The sequence below is a fragment of the Candidatus Mycolicibacterium alkanivorans genome (assembly GCF_022760805.1).
GTDB lineage: Bacteria > Actinomycetota > Actinomycetes > Mycobacteriales > Mycobacteriaceae > Mycobacterium > Mycobacterium alkanivorans.
The window spans coordinates 1,353,578-1,370,960 of the sequence record NZ_JAIVFL010000001.1; the positions used below are offsets into that span (position 1 = coordinate 1,353,578).

Annotated in this window: 13 protein-coding genes and 2 pseudogenes; 9 read left to right on the forward strand and 6 right to left on the reverse strand. The window is 68.1% G+C overall.

What is annotated here, in order from left to right; translation table 11 throughout:
- Positions 1 to 6: 6 nt before the first annotated feature.
- The gene (locus K9U37_RS06740; RefSeq protein WP_243071044.1) at positions 7 to 1,131 is read right to left on the reverse strand and encodes a citrate synthase 2; all 1,125 of its coding nucleotides are present in this window, start codon (positions 1,129 to 1,131) and stop codon (positions 7 to 9) included.
- A gap of 63 nt (positions 1,132 to 1,194) precedes the next feature.
- On the opposite strand from K9U37_RS06740, the gene pdxH reads away from it, so the two are divergent.
- Both pdxH and K9U37_RS06750 read left to right on the forward strand, forming a co-directional pair.
- Complete coding sequence (gene pdxH / locus K9U37_RS06745) at positions 1,195 to 1,860, forward strand: pyridoxamine 5'-phosphate oxidase (protein WP_372489410.1); 666 nt, start codon at positions 1,195 to 1,197, stop codon at positions 1,858 to 1,860.
- A gap of 297 nt (positions 1,861 to 2,157) precedes the next feature.
- A complete protein-coding gene (locus tag K9U37_RS06750; protein WP_243071045.1) occupies positions 2,158 to 3,450 on the forward strand; it encodes a citrate synthase in 1,293 nt (430 codons plus the stop codon).
- A gap of 116 nt (positions 3,451 to 3,566) precedes the next feature.
- Here the strand turns inward: K9U37_RS06750 and K9U37_RS06755 are convergent, their stop codons facing one another.
- Both K9U37_RS06755 and K9U37_RS06760 read right to left on the reverse strand, forming a co-directional pair.
- Entirely contained in the window at positions 3,567 to 4,886 is a 1,320-nt protein-coding gene (locus K9U37_RS06755) for an aspartate aminotransferase family protein (protein WP_243071046.1), read from the reverse strand.
- Positions 4,887 to 4,925: 39 nt separating this feature from the next.
- Positions 4,926 to 6,494, reverse strand: a complete 1,569-nt coding sequence (locus K9U37_RS06760) for an APC family permease (protein WP_243071047.1) — start codon at positions 6,492 to 6,494, stop codon at positions 4,926 to 4,928.
- A gap of 280 nt (positions 6,495 to 6,774) precedes the next feature.
- Between K9U37_RS06760 and K9U37_RS06765 the strand changes: the two genes are divergently transcribed.
- The 4 genes from K9U37_RS06765 to K9U37_RS06780 are packed head-to-tail and all read left to right on the forward strand — an operon-like array spanning position 6,775 to position 9,768.
- Complete coding sequence (locus K9U37_RS06765; RefSeq protein WP_243071048.1) at positions 6,775 to 7,788, forward strand: phosphotransferase enzyme family protein; 1,014 nt, start codon at positions 6,775 to 6,777, stop codon at positions 7,786 to 7,788.
- Positions 7,789 to 7,811: 23 nt separating this feature from the next.
- Positions 7,812 to 8,588: a 3-oxoacyl-ACP reductase FabG gene (gene fabG, locus K9U37_RS06770; protein ID WP_243071049.1), complete on the forward strand. Its 777-nt coding sequence runs from the start codon at positions 7,812 to 7,814 to the stop codon at positions 8,586 to 8,588.
- Positions 8,589 to 8,591: 3 nt separating this feature from the next.
- Entirely contained in the window at positions 8,592 to 9,395 is an 804-nt protein-coding gene (locus K9U37_RS06775) for a GntR family transcriptional regulator (protein WP_243071050.1), read from the forward strand.
- Between the two features lie 10 nt (positions 9,396 to 9,405).
- Complete coding sequence (locus K9U37_RS06780; RefSeq protein ID WP_243071051.1) at positions 9,406 to 9,768, forward strand: FKBP-type peptidyl-prolyl cis-trans isomerase; 363 nt, start codon at positions 9,406 to 9,408, stop codon at positions 9,766 to 9,768.
- Positions 9,769 to 9,851: 83 nt separating this feature from the next.
- On the opposite strand, the pseudogene K9U37_RS20390 reads toward K9U37_RS06780, so the two are convergent.
- Together K9U37_RS20390 and prrA are read right to left on the reverse strand one after the other, a co-directional pair.
- Positions 9,852 to 10,205 (reverse strand): annotated as a pseudogene (locus K9U37_RS20390) (sensor histidine kinase); the annotation flags it as partial.
- Between the two features lie 218 nt (positions 10,206 to 10,423).
- Positions 10,424 to 11,125, reverse strand: a complete 702-nt coding sequence (prrA, locus tag K9U37_RS06790) for a two-component system response regulator PrrA (RefSeq protein ID WP_243071052.1) — start codon at positions 11,123 to 11,125, stop codon at positions 10,424 to 10,426.
- 278 nt (positions 11,126 to 11,403) lie between these two features.
- Here prrA and K9U37_RS06795 point away from each other — a divergent pair, with 278 nt between their 5' ends.
- The 3 genes and pseudogenes from K9U37_RS06795 to K9U37_RS06805 form a co-directional block, all read left to right on the forward strand.
- Positions 11,404 to 13,296 carry an ABC transporter ATP-binding protein gene (locus K9U37_RS06795; RefSeq protein ID WP_243073256.1) on the forward strand — a complete coding sequence of 631 codons (1,893 nt, stop codon included), beginning with the start codon at positions 11,404 to 11,406 and terminating at the stop codon, positions 13,294 to 13,296.
- Positions 13,293 to 15,113 (forward strand): ABC transporter ATP-binding protein, encoded by a 1,821-nt coding sequence (locus K9U37_RS06800; RefSeq protein WP_243071053.1) that lies wholly within the window; start codon positions 13,293 to 13,295, stop codon positions 15,111 to 15,113. Before K9U37_RS06795 ends, K9U37_RS06800 begins: the two co-directional genes overlap by 4 nt.
- 103 nt (positions 15,114 to 15,216) lie before the next feature.
- A pseudogene (locus K9U37_RS06805) lies at positions 15,217 to 15,843 on the forward strand (phosphoribosyltransferase); the annotation flags it as partial.
- Positions 15,844 to 15,871: 28 nt separating this feature from the next.
- Here the strand turns inward: K9U37_RS06805 and K9U37_RS06810 are convergent.
- Entirely contained in the window at positions 15,872 to 17,380 is a 1,509-nt protein-coding gene (locus K9U37_RS06810; RefSeq protein WP_243071054.1) for a carboxyl transferase domain-containing protein, read from the reverse strand.
- Positions 17,381 to 17,383: the final 3 nt, after the last annotated feature.

Below are 17,383 nucleotides of genomic sequence, written 5' to 3' on the forward strand. Positions count from 1 at the left end.
CGGCGCCTACACCGGGGCGTGGGCGATCTCGTCCCAGCCCTCGACCTCCTGCGGCGTGCGGGGGGCGGGGCCGACGTAGATCGCCGACGGGCGCACGAGCTTGCCGAGGTTCTTCTGCTCCATGATGTGGGCACACCAGCCGGCCGTGCGTCCGCAGGTGAACATCGCCGGCATCATCTTGCTGTTCACCTGGGCGAAGTCCAGGATCACGGCGGCCCAGAACTCGACGTTGGTTTCGATCGCCCGGTCCGGGCGGCGCTCCCGCAGCTCGGCCAGCGCGGCCTGCTCCAGTTGGGCAGCCACCTCGTAGCGGGGCGCAGCGAGGCGCTTGGCGGTCGCTCTCAGCACCCGGGCCCGCGGATCCTCGGCCCGGTAGACCCGGTGGCCGAAGCCCATCAGCTTGTCCTTGCGGTCGAGGATGCCCTTGACCACGGCTCGAGCATCGCCGGTGCGCTCGGCCTCTTCGATCATCGGGATCACCCGGGCGGGTGCCCCGCCGTGCAGTGGGCCGCTCATCGCGCCGATGGCACCGGAGAGCGCGGCAGCGACGTCGGCTCCGGTGGAGGCGATCACCCGTGCGGTGAACGTCGATGCATTCATGCCGTGTTCTGCCGCTGACACCCAGTAGGCATCGATCGCCTCGACGTGCCGCGGATCCGGCTCACCCTGCCAACGAGTCATGAAACGTTCTGTGACAGTGGAGCATTCGTCGATGATCCGCTGTGGAACGGCGGGCTGGTAGATCCCGCGTGCCGACTGCGCGACATATGACAGGGCCATCACCGAGGCCCGGGCCAGATGCTGGCGGGCGGTCTCGCCGTCGATGTCCAGTAGCGGCCGATAGCCCCAAATCGGCGCCAGCATCGCCAGGCCGGCCTGCACGTCCACCCGGACGTCGCCGGTGCGGATCGGCAGCGGGAACGGCTCCGCCGGGGGCAGCCCGTCGCCGAAGCGGCCGTCGACCAGCAGCGCCCAGACGTCACCGAATGTGACGCGGTTGGCGACCAGATCCTCGATGTCCACGCCGCGATACCGCAGCGCGCCGCCGTCCCTGTCCGGCTCGGCGATCTCGGTGGTGAACGCCACCACGCCTTCCAGGCCGGGCGTGAAGTCTTCCGGTACCGGGGTCATGAGTGGATTCTTTCATTCGCCTGCGCCCGTGTCTCTACCGGCCGGTTACCGGCGGCGTACCGTATGCCCGTGGAGTTCCCAGCAGGTGATCGCCTCGTGGCGATGCGAGTGGAGTACGGCTCGGTCGAGCAGGACGGCAGCAGCGACCTCGACGTCGACTGGCTGGCCGACGGCTGGCTTGCGTTGCTGCACAGGTGGATTGCCGACGCAGAAGAGGGTGGCGTAGCGGAGCCCAACGCGATGGTGCTGGCGACAGTCGAGGACGGCAAGCCGGTCAGCCGAAGCGTGCTGTGCAAGAGCGTCGACGAGGCCGGCATCACCTTCTACACCAACTACGACTCCGCCAAGGGCGCCGAGCTGGCCGCCACCCCGTATGCGTCGGTGACGTTCCCGTGGTTTGCCCTCGGCCGGCAGGTGCACATCCGCGGCGCGGTCACCAAGGTGCGCCCGGAGGAGACCGCCGAGTACTGGGCCAACCGGCCGCGGGGCTCCCAGCTGGGGGCGTGGGCATCGGACCAGTCCCGCCCGATCGCCTCGCGGGCAGAGCTGCTGGCCAAGCTGGCCGACGTGACCGAGCGCTTCGCCGCCGACGAGCAGGTGCCCGTGCCGCCGCACTGGGGCGGCTACCGCATCGCGCCCGAGGTCGTCGAGTTCTGGCAGGGCCGGGAGAACCGGATCCACAACCGGATTCGAGTAGTGCGCGACCGTATCGTGCGGCTGCAGCCCTAACTGTGCTGCGGCGACTCGTCGCCCGTCCAGCTCTACGCACGCTGCGCATCGTGTTCGACACCTGGGGCGGTGCCGATGGGATGCGCGTGCGAGGGGCTCGGTGCGCCCGGCGCGCCGCCGATCGAAGTGGAGGTCCTGTGCGAGCGGATCGAGTCCGCGTATGCGATGTTTGCCCGGCTGTGGACTCCCTGGCACACCCCCGGCCAGACCCGCGCAAGCGAGTAGGCAGAATAACGACTACCTTCACCTAGTACGGACTTGCCTTAGCAGGAGTCGAAGACCGCAGAAGGGGTTCTTGTGGCCGCAACCGACGACAACGCCACCCTGAAGTATCCGGGCGGCGAGTTGGACCTGGCGATCGTCCATGCGACGGAGGGGTCCGACGGGATCGCGCTGGGACCGCTGCTGTCCGAGACCGGCTACACGACCTTTGACCAGGGCTTCGTCAATACGGCGTCGACCAAGAGCGCCATCACCTACATCGACGGTGACGCCGGCATCCTGCGCTACCGGGGCATCCCGATCGAGCAGCTCGCCGAGAAGTCCACCTTCATCGAGGTGAGCTACCTGCTGATCTACGGCGAGCTGCCCACCGCCGAGCAGCTCGAGGCGTTCACCACCCAGATCCAGCGGCACACCCTGCTGCACGAGGACCTCAAGCGGTTCTTTGACGGCTTCCCGCGCAACGCCCATCCGATGCCGGTGTTGTCCAGCGCGGTCAATGCGCTCTCGGCCTACTACCAGGACTCGCTGGACCCGCTGGACAACAAGCAGGTGGAGCTCGCGACGATCCGGCTGCTGGCCAAGCTGCCGACCATCGCCGCCTACGCCTACAAGAAGTCGGTGGGCCAGCCCTTCCTGTATCCGGACAACTCGCTGACCCTGGTCGAGAACTTCCTGCGGATGACGTTCGGTTTCCCGGCCGAGCCGTACGAGGTCGACCCGGAGATCGTACGCGCCCTGGACATGTTGTTGATCCTGCACGCCGACCATGAGCAGAACTGCTCGACCTCCACGGTGCGGCTGGTCGGTTCGTCGCAGGCCAACCTGTTCACTTCGATCTCGGGTGGTATCAACGCGCTGTGGGGCCCGCTGCACGGCGGCGCCAACCAGGCCGTGCTGGAGATGCTGGAGAAGATCCGTCTCGAGGGCGGCGACGTCCGCGAGTTCGTCCGCAAGGTCAAGAACCGCGAGGACGGCGTGAAGCTGATGGGCTTCGGCCACCGGGTCTACAAGAACTACGACCCGCGGGCGCGCATCGTCAAGGAGCAGGCCGACAAGATCCTCGGCAAGCTCGGCGGCGACGACGAGCTGCTCGACATCGCCAAGGCGCTGGAGGAGATCGCGCTCACCGACAACTTCTTCGTCGAGCGCAAGCTCTACCCGAACGTCGACTACTACACCGGCGTGATCTACCGGGCGATGGGCTTCCCGACCCGGATGTTCACCGTGCTGTTCGCGCTGGGCCGGCTGCCCGGCTGGATCGCGCACTGGCGGGAGATGCACGAGGAGCCCAACAAGATCGGGCGCCCGCGGCAGATCTACATCGGCTACGGCGAGCGCGACTACGTCACCATCGACGGCCGCTGACTTTGGGTGCGCGCCGAGCGTCACTCCACTCCGGAGCGACGCTCGACTTCACTTCCGCTGCACGGCCATTGGCCGCCACCATCGACGCTGCCTCCAATGTGCCCGATGCGTGCGCGTCAAAACGACGAAGCCAGCACAGCGGCGAACTCCGTGCAGAACCAGTCGACGTCGGAATCGGAGAACACCAGCGGCGGCCGGATCTTCAACACGTTGCCGTCGTGGCCGCACACCGAGATCAGCACCCGGCGCTCCCGCATGGCGTTGACCACCGCACGCGCGGCGGCACGATCGGGTTCCCCTGTGTCGCTGATGATTTCGACACCGATATAGAGCCCGGCTCCGCGCACATCCCCGATTCTGGGGTGATCGCCGGCCAGTGCCGCCAGGTCGTCGCGCAGCTGACCGCCGACCTCGGCCGCGTTGACCAACAGCTTCTCGTCCTCGAGGACGTCGAGTACGGCCGCAGCGGCGGCCACGGTCACCGGGTTGCCGCCGAAGGTGTTGAAGTAGGGGACACCGTTGGCGAACGCCTCGAGCACCTCCGATCGGGCGGCCATCGCCGCGATCGGCAGCCCGTTGCCCATCGGCTTGCCCATGGTGACGAGGTCCGGTACCACGCCGTGGCGCAGGAATCCCCACATCGCCGCACCCGTGCGGGCGAAGCCGGGTTGAACCTCGTCGGCGATGAACACCCCGCCGGCCCGGCGCACCAGCTCGACCGCCGGCGCGAGCACTGACGGGTCGGCGTAGATGCCGTCGGAGGAGAAGATGGTGTCCACGATCAGGCAGCTCACCCCGTTGCCTGCGGCCTGCAGGTCCTCGATCGCCGCGCCGACGTCGGTGGCGAACCGGCCGGCCAGTTCCTCGGTGGCGGTCCGGTAGCTGTCCGGCGGTGGGACTGCGCGCACATGTGGACCCATCGAGGTCGCCCCGCCGATCGACGGCGAGATCGCCGTCACCGCAGCGGTGTTGCCGTGGTAGGCGTCGGTCGTGATGATCACACCCGTTGCGCCGGTGTGAGTTTCGGCCACCCGAAGGGCGAGGTCGTTGACCTCGGAGCCGGTGCAGGCGTACATCACCTGGCCGATCTCGTCGGGCATGGTGGCCAGTAGGCGCTCGCTGTAGTCGACGATGCCGTTGTGCAGGTAACGCGTGTGGGTGTTCAGGGTGGCCAGTTGCCGGCCGACGGACTCGACCACGTGCGGGTGGCAGTGGCCGACACTGGCGACGTTGTTGTAGGCGTCCAGGTAGCAGGCGCCGTCGGCGTCGTAAAGGCGGGTGCCCACACCGCGAACCAGATGAACAGGCCGTTCGTAGAACAACCGGTAGGACCGCCCGAGCATGCGCTCGCGGGCCGCGATCAACGATTCGGTGGCGGGATCGAGTGGCTGATCCGGGGAGTAGCTATTGGAGTCCATGATGTTCGAGAAACCCATATCGCTACTCTTTCACCTCGTTGATCGCGGCCCGTGCACTCAGCGCTCGTGTGCCTCTTCGAGCACGATCCGCCCCAGCTCGGAATATCGCTGCGGTGACTTGTATTTCAGGTACACGGCCAACAGGATTCCGCTGATGCCCACCACGCCGACGACGTACGGGATGATGGTGAACACCCAGTCGGTGGCCGCCGAGCCCGCCGCGAACGAGGCGTTCTTGCCCAGCAGATAGATGACGTAGAGCATGCCAAGACCGCCCAGCAGTGGCGCGGTGAAGGTGCGGAACCAGTGCGCCGTCTCGGGATGGTGCTTGCCGACGTGGAAGTAGGCGATCACCGCGAACGCGGCCAGCGCCTGCACGATCAGGATGGCCGTGGTGCCCAGCAGCGCCATCAGACCGTACAGACCGGTATAGGGGTCACGGCCGGTGAATGCGAAGAACAGCACCACGACGGTGGCGAAGATGATCTGCGCGAGACCGGCGACGTGCGGCGAGCCGTGCGCCGAGTGGGTGGCGCCGAGGGTCTTGCGCATACCGGGGACCACGTTCTCCCGGCCGAGGGCGTAGATGTAGCGCGCGGCGCAGTTGTGGAACGCCATGCCGCAGGCGAACGAGCCCGTCATCAGCAGGATCTTGAACATGTCCACGGCCCACATGCCCAGGTTCTTGCCGACCGGGCCGAAGAAGATGTCACCGGCCGTGGTCGAATCCTGGGCCAGCGCAATGGCGTTCTGCGGGCCGGTGCCGACGATCGCCATCCAGGAGATGAAGACGTAGAACACCCCGATACCAACCACCGAGCTGATCACCGCGATGGGGATGATCTTCTTCGGGTTCTTGGACTCCTCGCCGTACATCGCGCTCGACTCGAAACCGACCCACGACCAGAAGGCGAAGAACAACCCGATTCCGGCCGAGCCGGCCACCGCGATCACGCTGCCGTCCGGTCCGGTCACCGACCCTGACAGGCTGGTAAAACCGTCGAGCGGGTTCAGCGATCCCCACGACCAGCCCTGCGGTCCGCCACCGGTGAATAGCACGGAGAACGCCATCAGGGACAGCATGATGATCTCGGTGATCAGGAACACGCCGAGCACCTTGGCGGCCAGATTGATGTCGAAGTAGGTCAGCACCAGGTTGACCACCAGCATGCCGATCGCGAACACGATCCACGACACGTTCAGGTGGAACAGGCTGTTGAAGGTGTCATTGGCGAAGAACGCGAAGATACCGATCAGGGACGCTTCGAACACCATGTAGGCCATGGTGGTCAGGAAGCCGGCGCCGAGTCCGACGATGCGGCCCAGTCCGTGCGAGATGTAGCCGTAGAAGGCGCCTGTCGCGGTGATGTGCTTGCTCATCGCGGCGTAGCCGATCGCGAAGAGTGTCAGCACGATCGTGGCGACGAAGTATCCGGCCGGCGCGTAGGCTCCGTTTCCGAAGCCGACGGCGATCGGCACATTGCCGACCATCGCCGTGATCGGTGCCGCCGTGGCGACCGCCATGAACAGCACGCCGATCAGGCCGACGGCATTGGGCTTGAGCCGCTGGACGGTGTCGGGTTTGGTGCCGGCCTCCGCCGCCGGCGGGACGATGATGTCGCTCATATGTGGTTTCCCGTCTCAAACACGACCCGTGGTCGCGCTGCTTTTGGTCTGGTTTGGCCCGGGATGCGACTGCGTCCGGGGAGCGCTGGTGATGTCGAGGACGACGCTGTGATACGACGCCGACATTGTTACTCCAGCGAAATAGGCTGGTCAACAGGAAGAATCAGCGGAATCCTCCCCTTGTTAAGGCGGTGTTTCCGATCGGCCCGCCGCGAAACGCCCGCGTTAAATGTGCCGATTTGGTCTGCTCGATGGCCCATTGCGGTCCACACTGTTGGGCATGCCGGGACTGCCGCCGACCCATGAGTTGTTTGCGCGCGCAGCACTCCCGGCCTACGGGCGAGGCCCCGATTCAGCGCTGCGACTGCTCAGCTTGTCCGAGAACGCCACCTACCTCGCCGACGACGACGCTCCGATCGTGCTTCGGGTGCACCGCCCCGGCTATCACTCGCTGGAAGCGATCCACTCGGAGTTGGCCTGGATGAAGGCACTGCGGACCGAAACGTCGGTGACCACACCGGAACTGATCCCTGCGCGGGACGGAACCGACGTCGTGGTCGCCGAGGCCGCCGGCGGCGCGCTGCACGTCGATGCCGTCACGTTCGTGCCCGGCTGCACCGCAGAAGAGGATCCGGATGCCGTCGGGTTCGACGAGCTGGGCCGGATCACCGCCGTAATGCACGACCATTCCAGAAGGTGGACCGCGCCAAGCGGTTTCACGCGGTTCCGGTGGGATCTGGAGACTATTCTGGGTCCGCATGCCCGCTGGGGTAACTGGCGGCGGGCCCCGGGTCTGACCGAGACCGACCGCGGCTGGATCCAGCGGGCGGCCGACGACATCACCGCCAAGCTCACCGAGTTCGGCTGCGGGCCAGACCGATTCGGCCTGGTGCACGCCGATCTGCGGTTGGCGAACCTGATGGTCGACCCGGCCGATGTCGCCGCCGGCATCACCGTCATCGACTTCGACGACTGCGGCTGGTCGTGGTATCTGGCTGATCTGGGTGCGGCGGTCTCCTTCATCGAGGACACCCCCGCCGGCGAGCGGATCATCGCCGACTGGCTGGCCGGCTACTTCGATGCGGGCTCTATCCCGGCCGAACATCTGGAACTCATCCCGTCGTTCGTGATGATGCGCAGGATCATGCTCACGGCATGGATCGCCTCGCACCACGACGCCGACGCCGCCATCGGGGTGGGGGAGCAGTTCGCTCCCGCCACCGCGCGCCTGGCCCAGCGGTACCTCGAGGACCGAACTTGGTTGCAGGAAGCCGTTTTCGGCTCGCGCGTCTAAGTACACCGGCAGAAAGGTTCCACATGTTTGATCTGCAGTCGACCGCTGTTCTGGTGACCGGCGGCAGCAGGGGTATCGGGCGCGGGATCGCCTCGGTGTTCGCCGAGGCGGGCGCCGATGTCGCCATCGCGGCGCGCTCGCTCGTCGACATCGACGCCGCGGTGGCCGACCTCGACTCCCGTGGTGCCGGGAAGATTCTCGGGGTGCAGGCCGACGTTTGCGATCCGATGTCGTGTGCGAATCTGGCGGCCGAGGTCATCAACACCTTCGGCGGCATCGACGTGGTGTGCGCCAACGCCGGCATCTTCCCGGAAGCGCCGCTGGCCACGATGACACCAGCCCAGCTGGCCGAGGTTCTCGACGTCAACGTCAAGGGCAACATCTATACCGTGCAGGCCTGCTTGGATGCGCTGATCGCCTCCGGGCGTGGTCGGGTGATTCTGACCTCGTCGATCACCGGGCCGATCACCGGGTTCCCGGGATGGTCGCACTACGGCGCATCCAAGGCCGCTCAGCTTGGCTTCATGCGCACCGCCGCAATCGAATTGGCGTCGCAGGGCATCACGGTCAACGCGGTGCTGCCGGGCAATATCTTCACCGAGGGTCTCGCCGACATGGGCGAGGACTACATCGCCGGTATGACGCGGGCGATCCCGGCCGGCGCGCTGGGCAAGCCGGAGGACATCGGCTACCTGGCGGCGTTCCTGGCCACCAAAGAGGCGGGCTACATCACCGGCCAGGCCATCGCCGCTGACGGCGGGCAGGTGCTGCCAGAGTCGCCGGACGCCGTGCGTCCGTAACCGGTGGAGGAGTCCGAGGGCGGACCGATCGCGGAGGACGTCCGGCGGCGCGTCCTGTCGATGCTGGCGCAGGGCGCGTTGCGGCCCGGTTCACGCCTGGGCACCGAACGCGAGATGGCCGAGCAGTTCGCGGTGTCCCGGTCGACGCTGCGCAGTGCGCTGCTGCCGCTGAGCCGGGCCGGCGTGCTGGAGCGGCGCACCGGCCGCAACGGCGGCACCTTCGTCCGCGCCGACGTGGTGCAGCGCAATGCCGCCGAACTGGCCGGGTTGCCGGCCCGGCTGCGCAGCGGCGGGCACACCAGCGCGACCCGGGTGCTGGCCACCGACCGGCGGACCGCCACGCCGGCCGAGGCGGCCGCACTCGAAATCAGCACAGGAGACGAGGTTTTGGCGATCCGACGGCTGCGTTTCGCCGACGGAGTGCCGCTGTCGGTCGACCTCGCCTGCTTTGTGGCCGAGCAGGTCGACGATCTCCTCGAGCAGCCACTGGGCGGATCGCTCTACGAGTTGCTGGCCGTGCGCTACGGTCTGGTTCCGGCGACCTCGACCGAGATGATCGAGGTGGTCAGCGCACGCCCGCGGGAGGCCGACTGGCTGGGCATCCCGACCCGGCAGCCACTGCTGGCCATCACCAGGATCACCCACGATGCGTCGGGCCGACCGTTCGAGTACGCCTATGACCTCTTCCGCGCCGACCGGGTGCGCCTGACCGCGACGGCCTCGACCGTCACCGTCGTCGCCCAGGCCGACGAATGGGCGACAAACGGCGCTGCGACGACACCGAAACGTCGAGTTCGACCCGACTAGGGTGGGTGCGGTGACGACCAAACCCGAGATCGACTTTCCCGAAGGACCGGCCCCCACCGAGCTGGTCATCCAAGATTTGGTGGTGGGCGACGGCGACGAAGCCAAGCCCGGCGACCTGGTGGACGTCCACTACGTGGGCGTCTCCTACGACACCGGAGACGAGTTCGACAGCTCCTGGAATCGCGGCGAGTCCATCAGTTTCCCGCTGCGGGGCCTGATCCAGGGTTGGCAGGACGGGATTCCCGGCATGAGGGTCGGCGGTCGGCGTCAGCTGATCATCCCGCCCGAGCAGGCCTACGGCCCGGCCGGCTCGGGCCATCAACTCTCCGGCAAGACGCTCATCTTTGTCATCGACCTGCTCGGCACCCGATAGTTGACAACTGAAGCACTTGGCGAAGAACTGTGCCTTTGTCGGTGGGACAAGATCCTCCGCTGATCGCGGCGGGAGGAGATCCACTAACGCGGCGCGGGCAGCCGCAGCATCAGCCGTGCTCCGCCCAGCGGGCTGTTCTCCAACGACGCGGTGCCACCGTGGATTTCGGCCTGTTGAGCCACCAGCGCCAGACCCAGACCGGAGCCGGAGTGTGACGCCGTCGACCCGCGGGCGAACCGCTGGAACACTGCGGTGCGTTCGGCCTCGGGGACTCCGGTGCCGTTGTCGTCGACCGCGATCTCAACACCCTCGCGGGAGCTGACCGCCGACAGCCGCACCCTGGTCGTGCCACCGTGTTTGACCGCGTTGGCGATCGCGTTGTCCACGGCGAGCCGAAGACCGGCGGGCAGGCCGATGATGATGCACGTCGGCGACGGCCTGGTCCAGGCCGCGCGGCACGAACGGGACGGCGAACCCGGCGGCTTCGTCGAGCCGGCGGTCGAGGCGTTCGAGGCGGTCGTTGGTGATGCCGATCCAGACGATGGTGCCGACGATGGTCACCACGATCGCCGCGCCGATCGCCGTCGCGAACGCCACCCGGGTGCGCAGGGACGGTGTTCGGCGGAAGATGCGCGCCAGCATCAGGTCGGGAAAGTCACTGGGTGCGCAGCACGAAGCCGACGCCGCGCACGGTGTGCAGCAGTCGGGGCGCGCCGCCGGCCTCGATCTTGCGGCGCAGGTAGCCGATGAACACGTCGACGACGTTGGTGTCGGCGGCGAAGTCGTAACCCCAGACCAGCTCGAGCAGCTGCGCCCGGCTCAGGACGGCCGTCTTGTGCTCGGCGAGGACGGCCAGCAGGTCGAACTCGCGTTTGGTCAGGTCGACGTCGACGCCGTTGACCCGGGCCCGGCGGCCCGGGATGTCGACCTCGAGCGGGCCGACCTGGATGGTCTCCGAGGAGAACGTCGCCGTCGACCCGCGCCGGCGCAGCAGCGCCTTGACCCGGGCCACCAACTCGGCCAGCACGAACGGCTTGACCAGGTAGTCGTCGGCGCCGGCCTCCAGGCCGGCCACCCGGTCGTCGACCGAGCTTCGGGCCGAGAGCACACATACGGGCACGTCGTTGTCCATCGCGCGCAGGGCGGTCACCACGCTCACCCCGTCGAGTACGGGCATGTTGATGTCGAGCACTATCGCGTCGGGTCGGGTCTCGGTCGCCGACCGCAGCGCTTCGGCACCGTCGACGGCGGTGGCCACCTCGAATCCGGATAGCCGCAACCCGCGCTCCAGCGATGCGAGCACATCGGGGTCGTCGTCGACGACGAGCACCCGCGGTGACGCCGAACTACTGTCCATGGACTCATCTTGCCTGATGGCCGCCCGGTGCAGTGGGAGGCCGGACGTGGACACGTTTCGCCGAATTGACCTCGATCACAGTCGTGGTCGATAACCGATTGCCGCCCGTGGAATCATCGGAATCGGGGGGGCGACCGCGGTGTTGTTGCCAGCGGGTAGCGGCGGTCGATGACAAGGGAGACGGTCTGTTGGGCGAGGTGACCTCCGAACCGGGGATCGCCCCGCCGCGTCCGCACCCTCGCGCCGTGTCCGACCTGCTGCGATTGCTGCCCTATCTGATGCCCTACCGGGCGCGCTGGATCGCGATGCTCGTCGTCGCGGTCGTCAGCCTGGGGGCCACCGTCGCCATCCCCTTGATGACCAAGGCGGTGATCGACGGACCGGTCCGCCACCACGATCAGCGTGGACTGTGGGTGGTGGGCTCGGCGGCACTGGCCATCGGTGTGTCCGAGGCGCTGCTGTGGTTCATCCGGCGGTGGCTGGTGGCGCGGGCGACCATGGGGGTGGAGGCCGATATCCGCAAGGATCTCTACGCCCGGCTTCAGATCCTGCCGATGTCGTTTCACGGGCGGTGGCAGTCCGGCCAGCTGCTGTCCCGAATCATGAACGACCTCAACACTATTCGGCGACTGTTGTCGTTCGGTTTGGTGTTCCTGATCCTCAACGTTCTGCAGATCGCCATCGTCACGGTGATCCTGCTCGCGATGTACCGGCCGCTGGGTGTCGTCGTGCTGATCTCCATCGCGCCGATCACGCTCATCGTGCTGCACTTCGAGCACCAGTTCACCCGGCTGTCCCGGCTGGCGCAGGACCAGGCGGGCCACGTCGCCACCCACGTCGAGGAGTCGGCGCTGGGCTTACGCGCGGTCAAGTCGTTCGGACGCGAGGACTACGTCTACGACAGGTTCGACGAGCAGGCGTCGATGCTCTACGACACCCAGATCCGCAAGGTCGCGGTGTCGGCGAAGTTCTGGACCCTGCTCGAGGTCATCCCGAACCTCACGCTGATCGTCGTCCTGGGATTCGGCGCGTATGCCGCCGGGCACGGACTGGTCACCCTGGGCACCCTGGTCGCGTTCATCACGATGATGCTGTCGCTGGTGTGGCCCATCGCCTCGCTGGGATTCCTACTGTCGATGACCCAGGAGTCGATGACAGCGGCCAACCGGATCGCCGAAATCTTCGACGCGCCGCGCGAGATCACCGACGGGCACGGCCGCGTCGCGCCCAGCGGTGGACGGCTCGAACTCGTCGACGTCGGGTTCCGGTTCCCGGCCTTCGACGACGATGCGGGGCGAGGCTCGAGCGCCGCTGAGAAGTCGGACCGGCCGGCCCCAGCCGACACCTGGGCACTGCGCCACGTCAACCTGACCGTCGAACCGGAGGAGACCCTGGCCCTGGTCGGGGCCACCGGCTCCGGAAAGTCGGTGCTCGTCGCGCTGCTGCCCCGGCTCTACGACGTTACCGAAGGTTCGATCCGCGTCGACGGCACCGACATCCGCGAGCTGACGCTCTCGGCGCTTCGCACGGTGGTCGCCATCGCGTTCGAGGACCCGACGCTGTTCTCCATGTCGGTGGCCGAGAACCTAGCGCTGGGCCGGTCCCCGGACAATCCAGCCGACGACGAGGACCTGGCCCGCGCTATCGACATCGCCGCAGCACAGTTCGTCTACGACCTGCCATACGGATTGCAGACCCGCATCGGCGAGCAGGGCATGAGCCTGTCCGGCGGTCAGCGGCAACGGCTTTCGCTGGCCCGCGCGATCCTGTCCGCACCGCGCATCCTGGTGCTTGACGACACCCTGTCCGCGCTCGACGTCCACACCGAGGCGGCGGTCACCGAGGCGCTTCGGCGGGCGCTGGCCGGCGTGACCGGGGTGGTGGTGGCGCATCGCGCCTCGACCGTGCTGCTGGCCGACAAGGTCGCCCTCCTCGACGGCGGAACCGTCACCCACGTGGGTACTCACGCCGAGCTGCTTGCCGCGGTCCCGCGGTACCGCTACCTGCTGGCCGCCGACGACGAACTCGACGACGGGTGTGAACCGCGGCCGGAATGGGAGCACGACGACGCCCGCGAACGACTCGAGCACACCTACGACGAGGCCTGCGCCGAGCGCGAAAAGCCCCGCCGGCCAGCCGATTACGCTTCCTCGGAAGGGGGCCGGCGATGACCGCCACCGACTGGCGTGGCCGGCTCGACGAGCAGCCCGACGACCTGCCGATCGACGAGGCGCTGCCGCGCCGGCGCGAGGCCCGCGCCCTGCTCGGCTCGCTGCTGCGGCCGTTCCGCCTCACCGTCGCGCTGCTGGCGCTCGTGGTCATCGTGGAAAACGCAGCGCGACTGTCGGTTCCCATACTGGTGCAGCGTGGCATCGACCACGCCGTACCGCCGCTCACGGCGGGCGGCTCGGCCCGCGAGTTGATCCTCGTGGTGGCCACCCTGTGCGGTGTGGTGGTGTTGCAGGCGATCAGCCGGATGTTCTTCCTGAACCGCTCCGGACGGATCGGCCAGCGGGTGCTACTGGAATTGCGCCGCCGCGTGTTCCGGCACTTCCAGCGACTGGACGTCGCATTCCACGACCGGTACACCTCTGGGCGGGTGGTCAGCCGGCTGACCAACGACGTCGAGGCCATCCAGGACATGCTCGAAACCGGTTTCGACAGCCTGATCACCGCGGTTCTCACGCTGTTCGGCACCGCAATCCTGTTGGTGGTATTGGACTTCCGACTCGGGCTGATGTGTCTGGCGGCCTTCCCGATCCTGGTCGCCCTGGTGTGGTGGTTTTCCACCGAGTCGGCCAAGACCTACCGCAAGGTGCGGGAGAGCGCGGCACTGGTGATCGTGCAGTTCGTCGAGACGATGACGGGCATCAAGGCGGTACAGGCCTACCGCCGCGAACCGCGCAACCAGGAGATCTTCGACGACGTCGCCGACCAGTACCGGGAGGTCAACGAGAGGACCTTCCAGTTGCTGGCGATCTTCATGCCGGCCGTGAAACTGGTCGGCAACCTCACCACCGGCGTGGTGCTGCTCTACGGCGGCTACCGGGTCCTGCACGGCGAGATGACGATCGGAACACTCGCGGCCTTCCTGCTGTACCTGCGGATGTTCTTCGAACCGATGCAGGAGATCTCGCAGTTCTTCAACACCTTTCAGTCCGCCTCGTCGGCACTGGAGAAGCTGGCCGGTGTGCTCGCCGAGGAGCCCGCCATCGCCGACCCGGCCCACCCGGTCCGCCTCGACCGGGTCCGCGGTGAAATCGCCTTCAACGACGTGCATTTCAGCTACGGGCCGGATCGACCCGTCCTGCCCGCGCTCACCCTGGACGTGCCATCGGGACAGACCGTCGCCCTGGTCGGCACCACCGGGGCGGGCAAGACCACCATGGCCAAGCTGATCGCCCGCTTCTACGACCCGACTTCGGGCTCGGTCACCCTCGACGGCGTCGACCTGCGAGACCTCGCGCAGAGCGACCTGCGCCGGCACGTCGTGATGGTGACCCAGGAGAACTTCCTGTTCTCCGGGACCGTCGCGGACAACATTCGATTCGGCCGGCCGTCGGCCTCGGCTGCCGAGGTGCGCGCCGCGGCGGCCGCCGTCGGCGCCGATGTCTTCATCGACTCGCTGCCCGACGGCTACGACACCGATGTGGCCAAGCGCGGCGGGCGGCTGTCGGCCGGGCAGCGGCAGCTGATCGCGTTCGCCCGCGCGTTCCTCGCCGACCCCGCGGTACTGATCCTCGACGAGGCCACTTCCTCGCTCGACATTCCCAGCGAGCGCCTGGTGCAGCGGGCGCTGCGCACGGTGCTGGCCGACCGCACCGCGCTGATCATCGCCCACCGGCTGTCCACGGTCGAGGTCGCCGACCGGGTACTGGTCCTCGAACACGGCCGCATCGTCGAGGACGGCACGCCTGAGGAACTCATCGGGCACGGCGAGGGCCGTTATGCCGCGTTGCACCGCGCGTGGCTGGAATCGCTTGGCTAGCAGCCAGAATGTTGGCCCTCGGTTCACCAGGCCTGAGGGCCGCCACGCCTCCGACCAGTTAGCGCTACCTCGAGAATGACCCAGAGCCTGATACTGGACAGTTGTGAGGCAATTCGCAGACCGAGCCGACGCGGGTCGGCAGCTGGCTGAGGCAGTGAAGGACTATCGCGCGCACGACGTGCTCGTCCTGGGTCTGCCGCGCGGCGGGGTGCCGGTGGCCTACGAGGTGGCCAAGGCCCTCGACGCACCGCTGGACGTCCTCGTCGTCCGCAAGCTCGGTGTGCCGTCGCAGCCCGAGCTGGCGTTCGGGGCCATCGGCGAGGGCGGTGCCCGCGTGCTCAACGAAAACGTGCTGGGCCACGTACTGGTAAGTGAGGGCGACATCGCGCGGGTCGAGGCCGAGCAGCGTGCCGAGCTGCAGCGCCGGGTCGAGCGCTACCGCGGCGGGCGCGAGCAGATTCCGCTGCGCGACCGGGTGGCGCTCATCGTCGACGACGGCTTCGCCACCGGGTCCACCGCCCGCGCTGCGTGCCTGGTCGCCCGCGCGCAGGGCGCCGCCAAGGTGGTGCTGGCGGCGCCGGTCGGCTCGGCGGACACGGTGGCCGAGTTGCGGCACTACGCCGACGATGTCGTCTGCCTGGGCGCGCCGGCCAACTTCCACGCAGTCGGGCAGGGCTATCGGGATTTTCGGCAGACCTCTGACGAGGAGGTGTGCGATCTGCTGGAGCGAACCCGTTGAGCCGCGGCGGTTGAAACCGCTAGGCGGGTAAGCCTATTCGCCGGTAGCGCTCCAGGCGGGCGGCATAACGGTCGGCCGGCGGCTGTCGACGCAGATGGTGCAACTCGAGTGCGATGGCCGCCGAGAGCCGGCGGGCGAACTCCACGGGTTCGTCGGCGGCGTCGGGATGTTCGGGCACGATCGCGTCGACGATCCCGTTCGCCAGCAGATCGACCGACCGAATACCTTGGGCGGCAGCGAGTTCCGGGGCATGATCGGTGTCGCGGAACACGATCGCGCTGGCGCCCTCCGGCGGCAGCGGCGCCAGCCAGCCGTGCTGGGCGGCCAGCACCCGGTCGGCGGGAACCATGGCCAGCGCGGGACCACCGCTGCCCTGGCCGAGCAGCACCGAGACCGTCGGGGTGTCCAGCGTCACCAGCTCGGACAGGCAGCGAGCGATCTCACCGGCCAGCCCGTTCTGTTCGGCGTCGGCTGACAGTGCGGGCCCGGCGGTATCGATGACGAGCACCAACGGCAGCTGCAGACTCGCGGCCAGGGCCATGCCGCGGCGGGCTTCCTGTAGGGCCGCGGGGCCGGTCCGGAGGGCGGGAGCGAAGCGACCCGGGAATAGATCTAGGCCGCCGATGACGCGCTGCTGGCCGGCCACCACGGCGGGTTGTCCGCCGAAGCGGGCCAGCGCGAGCGCCGTCGTCGACGCTTCGCCGTGGGTACCTGACAGCAGCACCCGCTCGGTGGCACCTTCGCGCAGCAGCCAGCTCACACCGGGCCGGTCGGCCCGCCGGGAGGCCACCACCGAGTCCCACGCCGGGACGTGGGCGATTTCCTCAACGGCCAGAGCCGCCGGTGGCGGCCCGGGCGGGTCGGCGATGACGGTCAGTGCCCGGTGGAGCATCGGCCGCAGCGCTTCGAGACCGACTACGCCGTCGATGACCCCGTGGCGCAGCAGGTTCTCCGCGGTCTGCACTCCGGCGGGGAACGGCTCGCCGTAGAGCTGTTCGTAGACGCGGGGTCCGAGGAACCCGATCAGCGCGCCGGGCTGGGCGACGGTGATATGGCCCAGCGACCCCCACGACGCGAACACCCCGCCGGTGGTGGGGTGTCGCAGATAAACCAGATAGGGCAGATGGGCCTGCTTGTGCCGGGTGACCGCGGCGGCGATCTTGACCATCTGCAGGAACGCGACGGTGCCCTCCTGCATGCGGGTGCCACCTGAGCTGGGGGAGGCCAGCAGGGGCAGCCGCTGCGCGGTCGCCCGTTCCACGGCGGCGGTGATCCGCTCGGCGGCGGCCACCCCGATGGAGCCGGCCAGGAAATCGAACTCGCAGGCGACGACGGCCACCCGGCGCCCGAACACGGTGCCCTCGCCGGTGAGAACCGCCTCGTCAGAGCCGGTCACGGCACGCGCCCGCTGAAGTTCACCGGCGTATTCGGCGTCTGCCGGCACGGCCAGCGGCGCAGTGTCCCAGCTGCGGAACGACCCGCTGTCCAGGACGGCGTCGCGCAATTCGGCAGCTCCGATGCGGCTCACCGG

Coding starts and splice junctions, on each gene's coding strand:
- K9U37_RS06740 (WP_243071044.1), bottom strand. CDS start 1,131: ATGACCCCGGTACCGGAAGACTTCACGCCCGGCCTGGAAGGCGTGGTG.
- pdxH (WP_372489410.1), top strand. CDS start 1,195: ATGCCCGTGGAGTTCCCAGCAGGTGATCGCCTCGTGGCGATGCGAGTG.
- K9U37_RS06755 (WP_243071046.1), bottom strand. CDS start 4,886: ATGGGTTTCTCGAACATCATGGACTCCAATAGCTACTCCCCGGATCAG.
- K9U37_RS06760 (WP_243071047.1), bottom strand. CDS start 6,494: ATGAGCGACATCATCGTCCCGCCGGCGGCGGAGGCCGGCACCAAACCC.
- K9U37_RS06765 (WP_243071048.1), top strand. CDS start 6,775: ATGCCGGGACTGCCGCCGACCCATGAGTTGTTTGCGCGCGCAGCACTC.
- fabG (WP_243071049.1), top strand. CDS start 7,812: ATGTTTGATCTGCAGTCGACCGCTGTTCTGGTGACCGGCGGCAGCAGG.
- prrA (WP_243071052.1), bottom strand. CDS start 11,125: ATGGACAGTAGTTCGGCGTCACCGCGGGTGCTCGTCGTCGACGACGAC.
- K9U37_RS06795 (WP_243073256.1), top strand. CDS start 11,404: ATGCCCTACCGGGCGCGCTGGATCGCGATGCTCGTCGTCGCGGTCGTC.
- K9U37_RS06800 (WP_243071053.1), top strand. CDS start 13,293: ATGACCGCCACCGACTGGCGTGGCCGGCTCGACGAGCAGCCCGACGAC.